This window comes from Lacrimispora sp. YZC11, assembly GCF_057543815.1.
This window is the reverse complement of sequence record NZ_BAAJYQ010000020.1, coordinates 768952-788564: the sequence shown is the minus strand read 5'-3', so window position 1 is coordinate 788564 and position 19613 is coordinate 768952. Positions and strand designations below refer to the sequence as shown.

19 protein-coding genes are annotated in these 19613 nt (G+C 42.1%); 2 read left to right on the top strand and 17 right to left on the bottom strand.

Annotation, left to right across the window (positions count from 1 at the left end):
- Positions 1 to 259 precede the first annotated feature (259 nt).
- The 3 genes from AC27IJ_RS25015 to trxB all read right to left on the bottom strand — a co-directional run bounded on the left by AC27IJ_RS25015 (position 260) and on the right by trxB (position 3394).
- Entirely contained in the window at positions 260 to 808 is a 549-nt protein-coding gene (locus tag AC27IJ_RS25015; RefSeq protein WP_312502904.1) for a hypothetical protein, read from the bottom strand.
- On the bottom strand, positions 790 to 2055 hold the full coding sequence (locus AC27IJ_RS25010) for a glucosaminidase domain-containing protein (RefSeq protein ID WP_487151277.1): 1266 nt from the start codon (positions 2053 to 2055) through the stop codon (positions 790 to 792). Before AC27IJ_RS25010 ends, AC27IJ_RS25015 begins: the two co-directional genes overlap by 19 nt.
- A 421-nt stretch (positions 2056 to 2476) precedes the next feature.
- Positions 2477 to 3394: a thioredoxin-disulfide reductase gene (gene trxB / locus AC27IJ_RS25005; protein ID WP_312447215.1), complete on the bottom strand. Its 918-nt coding sequence runs from the start codon at positions 3392 to 3394 to the stop codon at positions 2477 to 2479.
- A gap of 199 nt (positions 3395 to 3593) precedes the next feature.
- On the opposite strand from trxB, the gene ymfI reads away from it, so the two are divergent.
- Entirely contained in the window at positions 3594 to 4325 is a 732-nt protein-coding gene (gene ymfI, locus AC27IJ_RS25000) for an elongation factor P 5-aminopentanone reductase (RefSeq protein WP_312447212.1), read from the top strand.
- 272 nt (positions 4326 to 4597) lie between these two features.
- On the opposite strand, the gene AC27IJ_RS24995 is transcribed toward ymfI, so the two are convergent.
- From AC27IJ_RS24995 to scfA, 10 genes are all read right to left on the bottom strand, one after another.
- Positions 4598 to 5437 (bottom strand): MurR/RpiR family transcriptional regulator, encoded by an 840-nt coding sequence (locus AC27IJ_RS24995; protein ID WP_487151274.1) that lies wholly within the window; start codon positions 5435 to 5437, stop codon positions 4598 to 4600.
- A gap of 55 nt (positions 5438 to 5492) precedes the next feature.
- Entirely contained in the window at positions 5493 to 6809 is a 1317-nt protein-coding gene (locus AC27IJ_RS24990) for an ADP-dependent glucokinase/phosphofructokinase (protein ID WP_487151272.1), read from the bottom strand.
- Positions 6810 to 6915: 106 nt separating this feature from the next.
- Positions 6916 to 7773, bottom strand: coding sequence for a ketose-bisphosphate aldolase (locus AC27IJ_RS24985; protein WP_312447202.1), 858 nt, complete (start codon positions 7771 to 7773; stop codon positions 6916 to 6918).
- Between the two features lie 53 nt (positions 7774 to 7826).
- A complete protein-coding gene (locus AC27IJ_RS24980) occupies positions 7827 to 8663 on the bottom strand; it encodes a carbohydrate ABC transporter permease (RefSeq protein ID WP_312447200.1) in 837 nt (278 codons plus the stop codon).
- Between the two features lie 2 nt (positions 8664 to 8665).
- Positions 8666 to 9601 carry a carbohydrate ABC transporter permease gene (locus AC27IJ_RS24975; RefSeq protein WP_487151269.1) on the bottom strand — a complete coding sequence of 312 codons (936 nt, stop codon included), beginning with the start codon at positions 9599 to 9601 and terminating at the stop codon, positions 8666 to 8668.
- A gap of 54 nt (positions 9602 to 9655) precedes the next feature.
- Positions 9656 to 11002, bottom strand: coding sequence for an ABC transporter substrate-binding protein (locus AC27IJ_RS24970; RefSeq protein ID WP_487151267.1), 1347 nt, complete (start codon positions 11000 to 11002; stop codon positions 9656 to 9658).
- A 378-nt stretch (positions 11003 to 11380) separates the two neighbouring features.
- Positions 11381 to 11653, bottom strand: coding sequence for a preprotein translocase subunit YajC (gene yajC / locus AC27IJ_RS24965; RefSeq protein WP_312447280.1), 273 nt, complete (start codon positions 11651 to 11653; stop codon positions 11381 to 11383).
- Between the two features lie 72 nt (positions 11654 to 11725).
- Complete coding sequence (gene tgt / locus AC27IJ_RS24960) at positions 11726 to 12865, bottom strand: tRNA guanosine(34) transglycosylase Tgt (protein WP_312502895.1); 1140 nt, start codon at positions 12863 to 12865, stop codon at positions 11726 to 11728.
- Positions 12866 to 12923: 58 nt separating this feature from the next.
- Entirely contained in the window at positions 12924 to 14318 is a 1395-nt protein-coding gene (gene scfB / locus AC27IJ_RS24955) for a thioether cross-link-forming SCIFF peptide maturase (RefSeq protein ID WP_487151265.1), read from the bottom strand.
- A 134-nt stretch (positions 14319 to 14452) separates the two neighbouring features.
- Positions 14453 to 14599, bottom strand: coding sequence for a six-cysteine ranthipeptide SCIFF (gene scfA / locus AC27IJ_RS24950; RefSeq protein WP_002601553.1), 147 nt, complete (start codon positions 14597 to 14599; stop codon positions 14453 to 14455).
- A 489-nt stretch (positions 14600 to 15088) separates the two neighbouring features.
- Between scfA and AC27IJ_RS24945 the strand changes: the two genes are divergently transcribed.
- Entirely contained in the window at positions 15089 to 15448 is a 360-nt protein-coding gene (locus AC27IJ_RS24945) for a TIGR04086 family membrane protein (protein ID WP_025229983.1), read from the top strand.
- 110 nt (positions 15449 to 15558) lie between these two features.
- Here AC27IJ_RS24945 and AC27IJ_RS24940 read toward each other — a convergent pair whose 3' ends face one another.
- From AC27IJ_RS24940 to AC27IJ_RS24925, 4 genes are all read right to left on the bottom strand, one after another.
- On the bottom strand, positions 15559 to 16809 hold the full coding sequence (locus tag AC27IJ_RS24940; RefSeq protein ID WP_312447187.1) for an HlyC/CorC family transporter: 1251 nt from the start codon (positions 16807 to 16809) through the stop codon (positions 15559 to 15561).
- An 88-nt stretch (positions 16810 to 16897) separates the two neighbouring features.
- Complete coding sequence (locus AC27IJ_RS24935) at positions 16898 to 17365, bottom strand: signal peptidase II (protein WP_312447185.1); 468 nt, start codon at positions 17363 to 17365, stop codon at positions 16898 to 16900.
- Positions 17366 to 17440: 75 nt separating this feature from the next.
- A complete protein-coding gene (gene clpX, locus AC27IJ_RS24930; protein ID WP_487151297.1) occupies positions 17441 to 18844 on the bottom strand; it encodes an ATP-dependent Clp protease ATP-binding subunit ClpX in 1404 nt (467 codons plus the stop codon).
- 336 nt (positions 18845 to 19180) lie between these two features.
- A complete protein-coding gene (locus tag AC27IJ_RS24925) occupies positions 19181 to 19606 on the bottom strand; it encodes a flavodoxin (RefSeq protein ID WP_312447180.1) in 426 nt (141 codons plus the stop codon).
- Between the last annotated feature and the right edge of the window lie 7 nt (positions 19607 to 19613).

The following is a 19613-nucleotide window of genomic DNA, read 5'->3' as shown; positions in this document are numbered from 1 at the left end:
AAGAACATGAACGCATTTTATAAGCGGAACACTTTATTGATTCCCTTCCAGATAAAAATCGGGATTTGATACAAGAGTACATCGAGCGCTTCTCAGATTGTCTTTCTACAGAAGAACCTTATCATTATCATCAAAGATTCATGGACAGGGTTAGGGTTTTGAATCTGCTGGGAAAATTATAATTCTTTAAATTATAGAGAAAGAACAACCAACAATAGGCTGTTCTTTCTCTGCAAGACTCCATGTAAAAATTGAGGAACTATTTAAGCCAATCTCTATAATGAGAAGAGTTTCGCCACTCCTCTAAAGTATACATATCAAATTCACTGTCTTTTGCTCTTATAACATCTTCCCAAAGAACATTATCTAAATTTTCGCTTACATAAAAAGAATCCCACCTAACATTGTGACTATCCCTACTTTCCCCTACATAAATTGCATAATATTTCCCTAAATATTCGCTGCTCTCGCCATTTTTGTAAATATCTATAGGGGTTGTATCAATTCGTATTGTTAAATTAGCTTCTCCAGCACTTTGGTTGGATATATACTCTGCATAATTATCCAATTCCGGAACCTCATGGTAAAGAAATTGTTCAATTTCTTCTGTTATTGGAGATTCGATACCATCTTCTATTGCAGATGATTGATTTTCATTCTTATACTCTGGTAACGTAGTTGTCTCAGTTGTGTGATTACTATTCTTTTCAATGTTCTCGATAGGCTCTGATGCCACAATGTTTTGATTGCAAGCCGATAATGTCGTTGAGAATAATAGTGCTAAAAATGTTATCTTGAGCTTTTCCAATTATTATATTCCTCCCAGTCTGCATCTTTATCATTCCATGCAAAATAGTCATTCATTATTATTGAAGCAGTATCTCCATAATCTGGTCCAGTCGCATAAATAGGTCCGATTATGGAAACATAGATAAACGGATTATTTTTATATCCATTGGCAGATGAATATCTTTCATGTTCAAGAACATTTGTATGGTCAATAATACTATCATCATATGAAGTATAGCGTCTAAATGGTTGGATGATTTTTATTTTTAATTTGCCATTTACTGTTCCTTCATTAACAAGTGAATCATTATTTAAAGCCCATTTACTCTGTTCTTTCTTCCATTTTTCTAAATCACTAGAATTAATATACTCTGTTGTCCACGTTCTGACAAATTTACTTGTGTCGTTTACAGAGCCAGTATATTTAACTCCAAAAAGATTATAACTATAAGCCTTTGTGTATTCATCATATATTTTCTTATCTTCATCTCCCCATCCAGTTTCATAAGCAATCTGCCCTAATGTTGCTTGCCATGGGACTCCTGTCCTTAACTCTTCATCTTTAGCTAGCTGAACAAATGGCTCTAAAAACTTTATCTTTTCAGTCCTATTCGTTTTCGCCCATTCACTAAAAACATCCCCCGAACCCTTAGTTCTATTTACTGTCGGAACCTCTATAACCTCTATTATTCCTCCATAAAGGCATACCAGAAAATCTCCTGTAGTAATGGCATCAACATACTTTCCTACCGACTCATTCCATATCTTCACTTTAGAGCTCTTGGTCTTACTCCAACTTCCATTTAAAATAGGAATACATTTATGCATGATAAACGGTAATTTGGACTTTAGAGTTGGAATCACAATAGGTCTTTCGGGATATCCTTCCGGCGTAGGTCTTTTACATTCTCCAAATGTATGTATATTCTCATTCGCTTTGCAATCAGTGCATATTCCTAAGGGGGAACCAGCCTTTTCCACCCCATGATCATTCAGGATATCGAATGTAATCATTTTATTCCCTCCGCTGCACCGTAGAATCGATCCTTTTGTTACATATTCATTTTCTTCCTGGAACTGCCCATAAAATGCATAATGTTTGGCCATCAGTTCCATGACTTCTTTTTCATACTTGTGTAGTTTGCCGGCGTCTTTCATCTCAATATATTTCTCAATGAGATTTCCCTGAAAGTTAAACTTAAAATCTCCTATATACGCAGCCTCACGGGTAACTTTAACTCCAGCCTTTACCGATTCATTTGCCATGCTATTACCTCCTTAATCCATCAAATTGAATATCAACAGAAGAGATTATTGATTTTCATAAATGACATAACGTACCTGTTGCAAGAGAAATACTTTTATTATATTTTTCTTAGAATATCACACCATTTCACAATATCCAATATAATAGCTGAATTTGGTCACTAACTTTCCAAATTCGGTAGGCATAGCAGCTGTTGGTCAAAAAAAAGGCACTGCATCAGCAATGCCCTAGCCTGTCGATAAACTTTCCGGTTCGTAGAAAACCATTTTCCACGTAAGTAAAAGAGGAGAAAAAAGATAGTTTCTTCGTCTTTTTTCGGAGGACATGAAGCGGAAGAATGGTTTTCTACGAACCTCAATACACTTTGTCTGCAGTTTAAGCAGCCAGGACAATTGTCCGGCTGCTTTTCTTTTGGTTCAATTAAATCCGTGTCAGAAACCGCTCTACGCTGGTAATGGCATTTGCGCCATCCGAAACAGCTGTGGAAACCTGGCGAAGCTGTTTGGTTCGCACATCGCCGGCTGCAAAGATTCCGGGAACATTGGTTTCACAATCCTCACTGGCCTTTATATAGCCATGATCCATCTCCACCAGGTTGTTAAACGCTTCGCTTTGCGGGTTGATTCCTACCGCTATAAACACTCCGTCTACCGCAAGCTTTTTCGATTCCTCGTTTTTGGCATTCTTTATGGTTAAGGATTCCACCTGATCTCCGCCTTCGATTTCTTCTACCACGGTATCCCAGATGATTTCCACGTTTTTCTGGTTAAACAGCTGGGTCTGCAAAGTCTTTGCCCCCCTCAGCTTATTTCTCCTATGAATTAAGTATACCTTTTTACACATTCTGGCCAGGAAAATGGCATCTTCAATGGCAACGTCACCGCCGCCCACCACTGCCGCCACCTTATTGCGGAAAAATGCACCGTCACAGGTAGCACAGTAGGAAACTCCCATGCCTGTAAGCTCTTCTTCTCCGATCACGCTCAGCTTCCTGTGCTGGGCTCCGGTAGAGATGATGACCGTCTTTGTCGCATAGGTCCTCTCTTCTCCTACTACGGTAAATTTCCCGTCAGACGCTTCGATCCGAAGAACCTCGTCTGTGGAAAACTCTGCTCCCAGCTTCTCCGCATGTTCACGGAACTTCATTCCAAGATCATAACCGTTAATTCCAGGCAGCCCCGGGTAATTATCCACTTCATAGGTATTAAGGACCTGCCCGCCGCTTGCCATCTCTTTTTCGATCACAACCATCTTAAGCTCAGCCCTTTTACCATAAACCGCAGCCGTAAGCCCCGCGGGCCCGGATCCGATGATCACCACATCATAAATCTCATTCATATTTATCTACCTGCTTTCTCTATTCTATCTGATATTAGATTTTCTATCTTCATTATATCTCACCAGCCCTTAAGTATGCAATGCCTGGTCCGTAACAAAATCACAAAAAATGCAAATAGCCCTTTATCCGACCACGTTGCATTCTTCCCGACGATTTGATAGAATAAAGATATCAAAAATCGACAGAAGGGGTGATGTTATGCCTAGAAAAACAGTACTCATAACCGGAGCTTCCCGGGGAATCGGAAAAGCTGTTGCCGTTAAATTTGCAAAAAAAGGATATAACGTGGTCATCAACTGCCTCCATAGTGAGGACCGACTTGTACAAGTCAAAAAGGAGCTGGAAGCCTATCAAGTATCTTGTCTTTCCTGCATGGGGGACATGGGGGACATGGACCAGTGCCAGGCACTCTTTGAACAGGTGCGCAAGCAGTTTGGTACACTGGATGTCCTAGTTAATAACGCTGGCATCTCCTACATCGGCCTGTTACAGGATATGAGCACGGATGCCTGGGACCGGATTATCCGCACCAACTTGACATCAGTATTCAACTGCTGCAAGCTGGCCATTCCCGGAATGGTAGAAAAAAAGCAAGGAAAGATCATAAACATCTCTTCTGTATGGGGAATATCAGGTGCCTCCTGCGAAGTCGCTTATTCCGCTACAAAAGGCGGCATCAACGCTTTTACAAAGGCTCTGGCCAAGGAACTGGCTCCAAGCAATATCCAGGTCAACGCCATTGCCTGCGGAGCCATTGATACGGAAATGAACCAGTTTCTGGAGGAGGAGGAATTAATCGCTCTCATTGACGGGATCCCTACCGGACGGCTGGGAAAAGCAGAGGAGGTAGCTGATCTGGTATACCACCTGGGCTATAAAAATTCCTATCTGACCGGACAGGTCATCGGCCTTGACGGAGGATGGCTTTAATATAACACCCCTTACTAAATCATATGTTTGAAAACCCATGGTGTATACTGAAACCATGGGGCAGGCCGGAATGCACTGGCGTAACGGGCTTTTTTTGATCCATAGGTTGTATTTATGAAGAAATCCCTATTAATGCTCAAGCACTAATAAGGATTTCTTATATAAATTTACGATACTGCTAATGACCTGACTTCCCCCAGTTGTACGCTGCTGCCTGATTCTGATCTTTTCATCAGTCAGCTCCTCTCCGGCACAACGTTGATTCTCCTGTATCAATACTTATATTCAGACAAAATAACCTCTGGTTTATCCGCATCCGTTTCCTCAATCTTTTTCCAGCTTGTTAACAACTCCAACAAAGCATCAATTAATGCCGTCTCCTTCAGATGAGCATAATTTTTATAATAATCAAAGGATTCCTTTCTTCCGTTTGAAATCAATACATAATCAGCCAGCTCCGATATCGGCGATTGTCTATATCCGGTAATGGCCATCATCTTAAGGCCTTTCTCTTTGGCCAATTCCATCCCCTGTATCACCTGTCTGGAACTTCCTGATTGAGAAATTGCTATAATAATATCTTCTTTATCAGCAAGATTTACATGATTTAAAAAATATTCCGGTGAGATATCATTGGTACATTTCACGCCCAGTCTTCCTAATCTGAATCCCATATAAAGTGCCAGCGGGGTTGTATTTCCTACCGCTAAAATATGAGCCTGTTTACAGGACTTTATCAAGTTCACACAGGACTTCATATCTTCTTCGTTAATACTTTCTGCTACCGCTGTTAATGAATTCACATACTTTTGAAAAATTTTCATTACTGGATTGGGAGTGTTCTGCAGCTCTTCAATTTCTTCTCCTTCATCTCTTCCAACATCTTTTGCCAGCATCAACCGAAACTGGTAATACCCCTTATAACCCAGATGATGGCACATACGCACAACCGTTGCATCACTCACTCCGCTAGCCTTTGCCAATTCAGAAACATTAGCATCTACTGCTTCCTGCGGGTGTTCCAGAACATAATCTGCTACTTTCTTCTCCGCCGAGAAAATCTTTCCATAATTATCCTTGATCACATCTAATACAGGTTTGTCTAGCATCATGTCCCTCCCTTCCTATCTACTATATTGCCGTAAAACACACCCTTTTTCAAGCTTTTTATTCAAAACACATCTGGACACCTGCAACAAATGAATCCCCCAATCCAATGGTATACTTTGGTTTGTCAATGTATTTAGACGGTACTAAAATTACCTCGCTGGTAAAATGCTCTTTTATTATCAACTCCCTGTTTCTGATTCCTTTTTCACTCAATGGCAGCTTTATGACTTCTCCTATCTGTTCTTTTGTCCCATACCACCCATTGACCGCTTTTGCAGTCGCCAGCATGTTGCCAAGCATTAAGCCTTTTTCAATATCCGCATTCAACGTTTCTCCAAGATACATAGAGTAATTCTTGGTATGTACGATAATACCTTTTTTTACTGAAAATCTTTCCTTAATATAAGATGCTCCCCTGATACAAGAATATATATCATCGGTTTCTATGGGGAAATCATACATATTAAGGGTATATTCTAATTCTTCTTCATTTAAACTCAAAATGTCAACATATGGATAAAGCGTCTTCAGGCATAGCTGCCGGACCTCCTTATTATGGTAATGTGCATCTTCAAAATAAATAATTCCAGCCTTATTATTTGCTTTGTATTTTTTGATATGTTCTTTTACATAAGTCAGCCTTTGTTCTAAAATATCTTTATCCTGAATTGCATTAAAGCTTGATAGAACATTGCTTTTAATATCTGCGGCATGGGTTTCTACGTAGGAAAAATAGGAAGCAGAGAAAGGAAGCATCTCATTTACCGTAATTTTGGTTATGATCAGCCTATTTGATGTCGGAATTGTAAGCTTCCGGCTGCCAAGGCAAATCACATCACCCTTTTTAAATTGAATGATATAGTGTATTTCCTGCTCCGCCGTCTGCATGATCTGATCTGTATGAACCAGCTCTCCTTCTCTGGAAACCGTATAAATATATGGGGAATTTAAAATATCACATACTTCTTTCGAATCATCCGTCAAATGAACAATGGAAGGACATGCTACTGCTGCCAAAGCCATAGCTCCCTGGGTCGCAGTTCCGCCCATGCCCTTTTTTATTGCAAAAGTATCCTTTATAATATGGAAATCCGAAATATCTACTTCTCCGCCGATTCCATGCATGCAATAATATACAATGGTTTCTAAGAATTCCTCCATGCCTGTAATCTCTTTTGCCGCTTTCATTTTGACCAAATCTGCATTCGGAAGATATTTGTTTAAAAGTTGATTGAATGTTTCTATTTGAAAATCACACAATACATCCAGATTACTCGTATAGCCCAGTGCTGTAAAAGCATTGTTTTTAATTCTGGATCCAATCAGTTGCTCCATTTTTTCGTATGTTTCAATATATTTTTCTTCGGCCTTCATTCTATCCTCTCCACCTTCTCATGCGATTATTTTTCTTAAATCAGCTCTGCCCCATAAAATAAAAACTGTATTTTTCTATTTTACAGGGCTATGATATGATGTCTGATTAATAAAGTGCGGCCTTTCCATCCGCCTTGAATAGCCGGATCTTGTGATACGCCACTTCCTTCATGGCTTTCATGCAAGGTGGTTCGATCATATTTGGCTCTCTTAGGCTGTTATCTGTCAGAACTTCCCGCATTTTATTATAATATGCCACTTTTATATCGCTGGAGATATTGATTTTATTTACACCCAATGTTACGGATTCTCCAATTTCTTTATCCGGATTATTAGATCCTCCATGAAGTACGAGTGGAATCGATACTTTTGACTTGATCTCTTTTAATAAATCCAATTTTAATTCCGGCTTCATACCAGCAGGATATAATCCGTGACATGTTCCTATTGCAATTGCCAGTGTATCAACACCTGTTTCCTCTACAAACGTTACAGCGTCATCCGGCTTTGTATAAATAATTACTTGATTTTCTGTTTCTGTGGAATCGGTTGTTCCAATTGTGCCTAGTTCGCCCTCTACAGATACATTGGCTGCATGTGCTGCTTCACATATCTTTTTACAAAGAGCAATATTCTCTTCAAACGGAAGACTTGAACCGTCAATCATAACAGATGTATATCCTGTCTGAATCGCTACCATGACCTGCTCAAAAGAGGCGCCATGATCCAGATGAATACAAACCGGTATATTTGATTTATAAGCCCTCTGTCTGATCGCAGAAATGACATCTACTCCAATATGGCTGAGCTCATCCGGATGAATCGAAATAATAACAGGCGCATTTTCTTCTTCTGAGGCCTCCATAATTCCATTTAACATCGCATAGGAGCTGATGTTAAATGCAGGCACCGCAAAATTGTTTTCGTTTGCAACCGCTAATAATTCTTTCATGTTTAACAGCATAATTTTTTCCTCCAACTTTTTATTAGATTTCCGTCTCCGGATAATCATACGTATTAATTTTTTACAGCACCCGCTGTCATACCGGCAATAAAGTATCTCTGGAAAAATAAAAACAGGATCAATACAGGTAAGGAACCCAATACACTCATTGACATCATTTGATTCCACTCATATGCATGCTGCCCCATCAGCAGGCTAATGCCCACCGGTACCGTCCGCATATCATTTGTTTTAGTCAATGCCAATGCAAACAAATATTCATTCCAGGCCTGCATGAATGTATACATTCCCACCGAAACCAGGCCGGGAATTGATACAGGAACCAGTACTGTCCAAAGAGCCATGAACCTTGAACCTCCGTCAATCATTACCGCTTCATCCAAATCTTTCGGCAGAGTATTCATATATCCGGTAATCATCAAGATCGCATAGGGCAATGTAAACAGCATATACGTCAGTATCAATGCGCCAAATGTATTGTATAATTTCAGGCTGACAATCAGGCTTAAATACGGAATCAAAAGGGTGATCGGGGGGACTGCCTGCACACTGACTATGACGGTATTGATAACACCTTTTCCCGGAAAATCGAAACGGCTGAAACTGTAAGATGCAAGTATCCCAATGATCAATGTGAAAATTACTACAATCATTGCAATGCAATAGCTATTGATAAAAAATCTGACTTTTTCAGGATTATGAAAGATTGAAATATAGGCTTTCAAGCTAAAACTCTCTGATATCCATGTTGGCGGCCATGCAAAGATTTCCGCATTAGGCTTAAATGAACTCAGCAGCATCCACAATATAGGGAATCCTGAAAATAATGCTCCGGTTATCAGAAGGATCATAATTAAAATTTTCATGTACCACTTTTTCTTTCCTACCATAATCAGTCCCTCTCTCTCTGATGCCGCACATAAAAAACAGCTATGACAGAACATACGACCAGTAAGATCACTGCTGATGCGGAAGCCTGGGAATATTGATATTTACTGAATCCCCTTTTATAAATAAAAGTACTTATCATTTCTGTTGCATTAATTGGTCCCCCGCCTGTGGTCATCCAAATCAAAGCAAATTGCTGTATCGTCCATACAAAATCCAACATCAGCAAACTAATAATTATTGGTTTTAATTGAGGGATTGTAATGCGGAAAAATTGTTGTACTGCATTTGCACCGTCAATTGCCGATGCTTCATAAAGATCTGTGGGTATCCCTTGAAGTCCTGCCAGGATACTAACCATGTAAAATGGATATCCTGCCCATATGTTTATCAAGGTTACTGAGAATAGGGCAAAATTCCTGGAACCCAGCCATTCTATTTGTGACGACGTAAGATTTGCGATTTGTAACAGGTAGTTGATAATTCCATTGGGATTCATCATCATTTTCCATAATATTGCGATAACCGATGCTGTAAACATCCAGGGCAGCACATAAATCACTCTGAAAAATGCTTTCAAATTTATTCCTATATAACTTGTATTGAGAAGGATGGCAAACAGCATTCCTAAAAGCATGTGCATAACTACACTGGCACCAACAAAAAACAATGTGTTTTTGACTGCAACAAAAAAAGTTTTGTCAGATAATATCATGCCATAATTCTTTAATCCAACGAATACAGGATCTTTTTTGATAATAACATTGTCAAAAAAAGAATACCGGATCATCATACAGATCGGGATAATCAACAATAGAAGCATAAGCACAATTGTTGGCAGGAGATATAAGTAAGGTTCACACTTCTTTTTCATGATCTGTGACATCTTACCGCTGCTTTCCTTTTTTATCGTTTCTCTTTCCTTAGCCAACTCACCCATTCCCTCCTTCTTAATATCAGGCTGCACGATTCTATCATGCAGCCTGCCTCGACTTTATTGGAATGCTTCCTCCCAAATCTCTTGTGCTGCAGACAGCATATCTGCAGCCCCGGCCGTATCGCCGTCAATATACAGCTGTAATTGCTCATCAAACTGTCGCATTAATTCTTCAGATGTTGGAAGTCCGGTAAATTCATTGATTGCATAACACTGTTGATATAAATCATATGCTTTTACAAATAACTCATCAGTTTTCGAATAATCCGGATTGGCATTTACATTTCCAGGAAAGGCATTTGCATATACTGCAAGTTTGGCATTTACTTCGGGACTCATTAAATATTCCACAAACTTCATAGCTTCTGCTTTATGTTCGCAGTTTTCTGCAACACCGATTCCCCAGTTAGCCACATCCATGCCACTCTTTCCCGTATAACCTTCTTTTACCGGAACAGGCATAAATTCAAAGTTCAAGCCAGGTGCTTCTTTCTTAATTGTTGTTAAGTGTGCCAGTGAATCTGTCATAAATGCGACACGGCCATTTGTAAACTCTTCTACCATATCTGCTTCTTTCATGGAATAAGCACCTGGTGCTACGACTCCTGCATCAAATAAACCTTTTACAAAATCTACTGTGTCTGTCATTAATGGATTATTTATCAAAGCCGGTTTTCCGTCTTTCAGCATCGTTCCGCCCGAAGCCCATAACCAGCTCATGAAATTGTTCTGAATACCACTGGGCGATTCTGTTGATAAGGGGATTGCCCATCCGGCAACTCCTTTATTTGCCGCTGCAACCTTTTTACAGGCTTCCGCAAATTCCCCCCATGTCTTAGGAACTTCCGAAATACCTGCTGATGCTATTAAATCTTTATTCACGTACATGGGATATGCAAAGTTAACAACCGGAATCATATATGTATTCCCATCTACTTTTATCTGATCAGATAATTGTCCATCATCATAACCGTCTGATGACATCAGCTCAGTCATATTTGCAATGGAACCCTGCTTTGCGAAATCATACACCCAGGCTCCATCAAGACCTACTACATCTGCCATTGTTCCTGCCGCTGCCCCTGCCGCTATCTGTGTCTTGGTATCTGCATAAGGATTGCTTAATAATTCGATTTTAACTCCTGATTGTTCTGTAAATCCATCACAGATCTCCTTAAGGACACCGTCCGGCAGTTCTACGCCCCACCATTGCTGAAATTCCAATGTAACGTTTTCCCCGCTTGCTGCGCTTTCTGCTGACGTCTCTTGTGCAGCAGCAGCCGGCTGTGCTGTTTCTGACTGTGTGGTCTTTGTTGGCTGGCTGTTGCAACCGATCAGGCTAACTGCCATACCTGCTGCCATCATGGCAGCCAGACTTTTTTCCATAAACTTGCTCACTTTCATTTATGTAGCCCTCCAAATACATGATTCGTATTCATTGCTGAATACATTTTATGTTTACATTTTGAATTGTAAATGAATTTTTATTTCACGTCAATATATTTGTGTAATAATATTTCTTTTCGGAATTATTGCTATTTATTACTCTAATTGGCGGTATTATCGCTTGTGTTTTTGTGCTAATTTTATATCGGTTTCTATTCTCGCTTACAAAATATGCCTTCGTGAAATTTGTTTTCACGAAGGCAAGAAAGAATGAAGGATATCGCCGGAAAAAGCCTGCCTCCGGCAATGGAGAGCAGGCTCTTGCTGGACATACCCTATGAATCAATCAAAAAAACACCCGGAAAGAGAAAATCTCTTTCCGGGTGTCTTGATTTTTTAAGCCTGTGCTTTTTCTACCTGAACGATAGCAGTCTTCTGCATAGGAATCCTGCAGTTCTTATTGTTGCCGAACTCTACAATAACCGTATCATCTGTCATATCAATGATGACACCATAAAAACCACTGGAGGTCAAAACGCTGTCTCCGATTGCAATGTTTGCAAACATCTCCTGCTGTTTCTTTTTCTCCCTCTTCTGGGGTCTGATTGCGATAAAATACATGAAGCCAAAGATCACTGCAATATAAATGACCCAGAAGCCCACGCCCATGGTACCGCCTGCTGCTGAAAACATAACCATTTCCTCCTTATATAACGATCCGCCGCTTGCTTGTCCCTGATATTAGGAAGTCTGTCCTGCCATCATACGTCCAAGCTTCTGCTCCTTGTATTCCCCATAACTTTGGTTCTCGATTGCGTCGCGGATCTCTTCCATCATTGTATTATAAAAATACAAATTATGCAATACACATAATCTCATGCCAAGCATTTCTTTTGCCTTTAAAAGGTGCCTGATATAGGCCCTGCTGTAAGATCGGCAGGCCGGACACCCACAGCCCTCTTCAATCGGCCTGTGGTCCAGCTCAAATTTGGTATTAAATAAATTCATTTTTCCATGATTGGTATACACATGGCCATGGCGGCCGTTTCTTGACGGATATACGCAGTCAAAAAAATCTACGCCCCTGTCTACGGACTCTAAAATATTGGCGGGAGTTCCCACTCCCATCAGATAGGTCGGCTTGTTCTCCGGCAGATAAGGAACCGTCTCATCTAAGATCCTGTACATCTCCTCATGGCTTTCGCCCACTGCCAGTCCGCCTAAGGCATAGCCGTCTAAGTCCATGGCGGATATGGTTTTTGCATGGGCGATGCGGATATCTTCAAAGGTTCCGCCCTGGTTGATGCCGAATAACAGCTGGTCCTTGTTTAAGGTATCTGGCAGGGAATTAAGCCTTGCCATCTCAGCACGGCACCTTTCCAGCCATCTTGTAGTACGGTCTACGCTGTTTTGCATATATTCCCTGGTGGCCGGATGAGGCGGGCATTCGTCAAAGGCCATGGCGATGGTTGACGCTAAGTTAGACTGGATCTGCATGCTTTCCTCCGGACCCATGAAAATCTTACGTCCGTCTATATGGGACTGGAAGTATACGCCTTCCTCCTTTATTTTCCGTAAGCCGGTCAGGGAAAATACCTGAAAGCCGCCTGAATCCGTGAGAATGGGACGGTCCCAGTTCATAAACCGGTGTAGGCCGCCAAACTCTTTGATTAATTTATCGCCGGTGCGCACATGAAGATGGTAGGTATTAGACAGCTCTACCTGGGTTCTGATCTCAAGGAGATCATCTGTTGAAACAGCCCCTTTAATAGCTCCTACCGTACCCACGTTCATGAATACCGGAGTTTGGATGGTGCCGTGGACGGTGGTCGCCGTCCCCCGCTTTGCACGTCCATCCTTTGCAATGATCTTATAATTCATCTGCTTTTCCCTTTTCCTGCCCATGCCTTTGGGCCGATTATCAGTTACTTTTGTATTCTCATTCTTCCGCCAAAGCTGCCTTGATCATGATGGCGGATTCGATCCGCTTCTTCTGCATTTCGCAGCCGATATCATAAGCATCCGTGATACTTCCGTGGAAGTTGTGGGAGTTAGCCGCACAGCCTCCGCTGCAGTAAAATCTTGCAAAGCAGTCCCGGCACTTGTCCTTTGCATAAACATTGCAAAGCTTGAACTCATCGCGGATCTCTAAATTAGTCACGCCTGTGTCCACATTGCCAAGAAGGAATTTTTCCTCACCGACAAACTGGTGGCACGGATAAAAATCTCCCCATGGAGTCACCGCCAGATACTCGGTCCCAGAACCGCAGCCGGACAGGCGCTTAGCCACACAAGGGCCTTGGTTTAAGTCAATATTAAAATGGAAGAAATTGAACCCTTTTCCTTCCTTCTGCCTTTTAATGTATTCCACAGCAAGATCGTCATACTCTTTTAAGATCTGGGGAAGATCTTCCTCTCTGATGGCATATTCCTCTTCTGGCTGTGCCACCACAGGCTCTATGGACATACTTGAAAAGCCAAGATCTGCAAATTCCAGGACATCCTTTGCAAAATCCATATTGTGACGGGTAAAGGTTCCTCTGATGTAATAATCTTTGGTTCCCCGAAGCTGTGCAAATTTCTGGAATTTGGGAACGATCAGCTCGTAGCTGCCCTTTCCATTGCGGAAGGGACGCATATTGTCATTGACTTCCTTACGCCCGTCAAGGCTTAAGACCACATTGCTCATTTCCCGGTTGCAGAATTCCATGATCTCATCGTTTAACAGTACTCCGTTTGTAGTCATAGTAAAACGGAAGTTCTTATTATATTCTTTCTCTTTTTTCCGGCCGTATACAACAAGTTGCTTTACTACGTCCCAATTCATGAGCGGTTCTCCGCCAAAAAAGTCCACTTCTAAGTTCTTTCGGTTCCCGGAATTGGCAATGAGAAAGTCCAGGGCCTTTTTTCCCACTTCAAAGGACATCAGCGCCCGTCTGCCATGATACTCCCCTTCTTCCGCAAAGCAATATTTGCAGGCCAGGTTGCAGTCATGGGCGATATGTAAGCAAAGAGCCTTTACCACTGTCTGCCGCTTTTTAAAATCCAGCACATAATCGTGATACATATCCTTTGTAAAAAGCTCTCCCTTATCAATCAGATACTGGATTTCTTCCAGCGCTTCTTCTACTTCTGTTACTCCGTATTTTTCAAAAAGGCGGGTTCTTACTTCTTCTCCAACCTCCTTAGGAAGGGGCTGGGCCTCTTCCATCTCCGGCACCATTCCTGCGGCGATCTCTACGGCATCATACATAACCGGATCCACAGAATGAACAGAACCGCTGTTGACATCCATAATAATATGGAAGCCATTGCTGATATATTGATGAATCACTTGTATTCTCCTTAATTGAAAAGATTAACCTATTATTGGTTTTTGGCAGACAAGCGAAGGAACCCCTACCGTCATCGCGACCGTAGGGGCATCTGCTCATCTGCCTTATGGCTATTCTATACAGTTTAAAATTATTAACGATTGCTGTTCTCGCAGCTCTGGTTTCCTACTGTACAGGATGTCTTGCAGGCTGACTGGCAGGAAGTCTGGCATTCGCCGCAGCCGCCTTTTTTCATGGACTCTTTTAATGTACTGGAATTTAAAGTCTTCACGTGTTTCATATACTTACACCTCCTGTATTTACCTAATTCTTTGAGATTATACCACATGTTTTAAGCGAGCGCAAGATGAATTGCCCCAGGGAACAAGGTAAACGCACACGGAATTTATACTCATAAAGAATATGGTTTGCAGATTCTGCCGCCATATGTACCGCTTTTCATCTGTACTTTTTCACGCCGCATGGTGCCAACCGAAGCCATTTATCGAAATTAGAATGGAACAATTCTATCTATTAAAAAGAACCCGCAAAATACGGGTCCTTACATTACTTTTACTTTAATTAAATGAGCCTAATAAATACATACCTCCAAAAATAAAGACTGTAGTCATTATTGCAGCTAATACCAGACGTCCCGGGCTTACCTTCCTGACCTCATTATCTTCATTAACTTCTTGGCTGTATCAATTTTATTATTAGGACATCCAAGAATATCCTCCATACCCATAGAATATACTGAACCAGAAGACAAGATATAAGGAGTAGTTAAATGGAAAAATCAAAGCTTCAGGTCACACTAAGAAACCTTCTTATCACCTACATACTGACCGGAATCCTGCTGGTGGTCCTGGCCTTAGCACTCTATAGATTCCGGCTGAAGGAAGGGCAGATACGCCTGGGTGTCAATGCGGTTTATATTATCGCCTGTCTCTTTGGCGGAGTCTTAATGGGAAAGAGCGTACGGCATCGAAGATTCTTCTGGGGTCTTTTACTGGGGCTTCTATATTTCCTGGTGCTCTTAGCCGTATCCTTTTTCTTAAACAAAGGCTTAAACGGCTCCATGAATCAGCTCCTCACCACCATGGCCATCTGCGCAGTCAGCGGAACCGCGGGGGGAATGCTAAGCTGACGGAGGATTTCCGGGAAACGCAGGAGGGAGAGCTGAAGCAATCAGCTTCCCTCTCCCTCCTTTCCCGGCCCTCCGGCAAAAGCCTGCAAAAACACCGGCTAGCGGAACACTTAGTGGGGCAAATACATCCGAACCTTATCGATTCTGTTTTTGTCCAGCTCGTCCACAACAAGGCGGATTCCGCCGCAGACAACCTCCTCCCCCTGATCCGGGAGCCGGTCAAGCTGTCCGATAATCAGGCCGCCGATGGAATCATAATCCTCAGACTCCAGTCCAAGGTCCAGCCTGTCATTTAAATCATCAAGCTTCATGGAGCCTTCCACCAGATACTCAAAGGGCTCCACCTCAACCAATTCATTCTCTTCATCCTCGTCATACTCATCCCGGATCTCGCCGACGATTTCTTCCAGTAAATCTTCCAGGGTTATCATCCCTGCCGTTGCTCCGTATTCATCCAAAACAATGACAACGTTATTGCAGGTCTGGCGCATCTCCAACATAAGTTCGGCAGTTTTTTTATACTCGTATGTATAGAGTGGCTCTCTTAAAAAATTCCTGACATTAAAATCATCTGTCCTGTCGACGAGAAGCAGATCCTTCATATTGATGATTCCGATCACATTGTCACTGGTTTCCTCGTAAACAGGAATCCTGGTGTACATCTCCTGCCGGAAAATATCAATCAGTTCCTCATAGGCAGCATTTACCTCTACCAGGGTCATGTCAATACGTGGAATCATAATATCCCGTGCCACGGAATCCCCAAAATCAAACACGTTGTTGATGATCTTTCTTTCTTCTGATTCTATCACGCCCTCCTCATGGCTCACATCTACGATGGTCCTCAGCTCATCCTCTGTAATCGGCTCCTGCTTCCGGTTAGGGTTCACATGGATAAAGCGCAAAAAGCCTGATGAAAGTATATGAATCACATAAATGACCGGAGTCATGACAATCATAAAAGCATAGATCACTTTTGCATATTTCAAAGATATCATCTCGGAATACAAGGTAGAAATGGTTTTCGGGGAAATCTCACCGAATACCAGAATGACAAGCGTAAGAATACCGGTCCCAATGCCTATAGCCTTATTGCCCCAAACGCTCATAACCAGTGTGGTGGACATGGAAGAGGCAGTTAAGTTCACTACATTGTTACCGACCAGAATCGCACTGAGCATCTTACCCTGGTTTTCTAAAATCTTCGTCAGCGTGATGGCATTCTTATTGCCTGCCTCCGCTAAATTCCTTACTCTGATTTTATTCACCGTAGTAAGCGCAGTCTCAGCCGATGAGAAAAATGCTGATAATCCAACTAATAAAAATAATGTAAGTAACTGTATATAGTCACTCGAATCCAAAAAAATCAACTCCTGCTTTGTAATATTTTATCATTGATTCTACAATAGAAAAGCGGCCATGTCAAGAAGACAGCCGCTTTTTTACATCTTACCGCTCTTTAATTGCCTTTATGAGTTCCACCACAAGTATAATTCCGGCTCCCAGAAAAATGAACAGGTCACCCAGATTGAATACTACTTTTTTAAGCTTTCCATACTGAATGCTGAAATAATCCACTACATAATGACGGACCAGCCTGTCGTACAGATTGCTGACCGCGCCTCCCAGGGCGACGGACAAAGCCAGTTTTTCCAAAATGTTCCCTTTTCTTTGAAGAAGGCTTGCCAGCATTCCTCCGATAAAGGATGCCACTGCCAGGGGAATCATCTGCACCATGGACTGATGATCCTTAAAATAGCCGAAGGAAAAACCGGCATTATGATTCTTATGCAGCAGAATTTTTCCGCCGCTTCCCTCCAGTTCCTTGGGAAAGCCGGCTTCTTCCTGATCCTCAATGGCGCTTTTTATTAAAAGGTCCAGGGCAGCCAGCAATGCAATGATACCGATAAATACCATGACCCACACTCCTTCCGTCCTTATTATCTCCACTCTTTTGTATATTTTATCCCTTGCCCAGCAATTCCCGCTTTATTAACATCTCATCTGAATGAGAGGTCCGCCGTTCTTATCTAAGTAAGCTCTCGTTATGACCACTGATCCGATGTTAGGATCCTTGGGAACCTCATACATGATATCAAGCATGAAATTTTCTATAATGGCTCTTAAGGCTCTTGCTCCAGTCTTTTTCTTAAGAGCTTCTTCTGCGATCCATTCCAATGCCTCATCCTCAAATACCAGATTCACCTCATCAAGCTCCAAAAGCTTTTGATACTGTTTTAGAATGGCGTTTTTCGGTTCCTTTAAAACGCGGACCATCAGCTCCTTATCCAAAGATTCCAGGGTTACGGCAATAGGCAGGCGGCCTAAAAATTCCGGAATCATGCCGAACTTGCGTAAATCTTCATTGGTCACATGAGAAAGGATATTGGGATCCTTCTCGTACCGGTCTTTTAATTCTGCGGAAAAACCAATGGATGACTTTTCCTTTAACCGTTCCCTGATAATATCCTCTAAATCCGGAAACGCTCCTCCGCAGATGAACAGGATGTTCTCCGTGCTCACCGAAGTCATTGGGGTGAGGGCATTTTTCTGGTTGGAGCCCACCGGGACCTCCACGCTGCTCCCCTCTAAAAGCTTTAATAGCTCCTGCTGGACAGACTCTCCGCTTACATCCCTGCTGCTGGTGTTCTTCTTTTTTGCAATCTTATCAATCTCGTCAATAAAAATAATGCCCCGTTCCGCCTTTTCCACATCATTGTCAGCCGCCGACAGCAGCTTGGAAACCACACTCTCTATGTCGTCGCCTATGTATCCGGCCTCTGTAAGAGAAGTGGCATCTGCAATTGCCAGGGGAACATCAAGAAGCTTTGCCAGGGTCTTAACCAGGTAGGTTTTCCCGCTTCCCGTTGGGCCTATCATTAAAATGTTGGATTTTTCAATCTGAACATTTCCTTCCTCATCCCTCTTTTTGGAATCCGCCAAATAAACCCTTTTGTAATGATTATAAACCGCTACAGAAATCACCTTTTTGGCCTGGTCCTGACCGATGACATAATCATCTAGCTTCCGTCTGATCACATGAGGCGCAGGAATATCTTTTAAATTCAGCTCCTGCCCCGGCTCCTTTTCGGTTTTTTTCTTAACCCTCTGTTTATTAGGTATCTCAAGGTCTTTTTTGTTTAAACTGCCCAGATCACTGAAATTCAAATTCATATAAGGCATATTCTGAATCTTTGTTATATCAAATCCGCCCTGGGTTACGGAATCAAATGCCTTCTGCATACAATCATGGCACAGATTCATGCCGCCTGGCATGGAAACCATAGGCCCTGTCACATTCTCCGGCCTGCGGCAGACATAGCAGACTTTTTCATACTCATCTTCGTCTTTTTTATTTTTGCCGCCTTCAGAGCCGCCGACAGCTGTATCTTCTATTTTCTCTTCCGGAAAATCCTTATCGTCCAAATTGTACTCTCCTTCTATCTGTAATTATGCACCGTGTACCAGATTATTATAAAGCATTTGAAAGTCTCTTACAAGTACAGGCCAGGAATTTAGATTTTTTTAATGAGTTGAGTTTCCTGTGATTCCTATGGATAAGCAACCTGTTTATACGAAATAACAGCACAGAAAATGCTGTGCTGTTTGATAACAAATCAATATGCAAAAAATATAGCGCTGAGCACTCAAAGAATAAGTATTCAGCGCAATTTGATGTTTTTTTTCCTGTCTGCCTCTTATGTACCTGCCCGACCGGCGGAATATGTCTCCTTATTCTGCCAGGGCTGCACCAAGCGCTTTGCAGGCCGCCACAGCCTCCCCGTCAGGTGCTTCATTGCAGATCACGCTGTCACAAGCAAGCTCAATGCCTGCTTCTTCGCAGGTCTTTTCCCAGGAACGCATCCATTCGCCGTCTCCCCAGCCATAAGAACCGAACAGCGCAACCCTTTTTCCTCCAAGCCCGGACTGGCAGGAAGTAAACATAGGTTCAAATTCACTCTCTTCCAGGACCTCTGCCCCCATGGCAGGGCAGCCAAAAGCAATGGCATCCAGGGAATCGATCATGGAAGCATCAAATTCGGAAGAGGTGAGCAGCAGCCCGTCTGCACCCTTTTCTTTTATCCCCTCCAGGACGGCGGCTGCCATTGCCTCGGTATTTCCAGTTCCACTCCAATAAACTACTGCAATTTTACTCATGATGTAT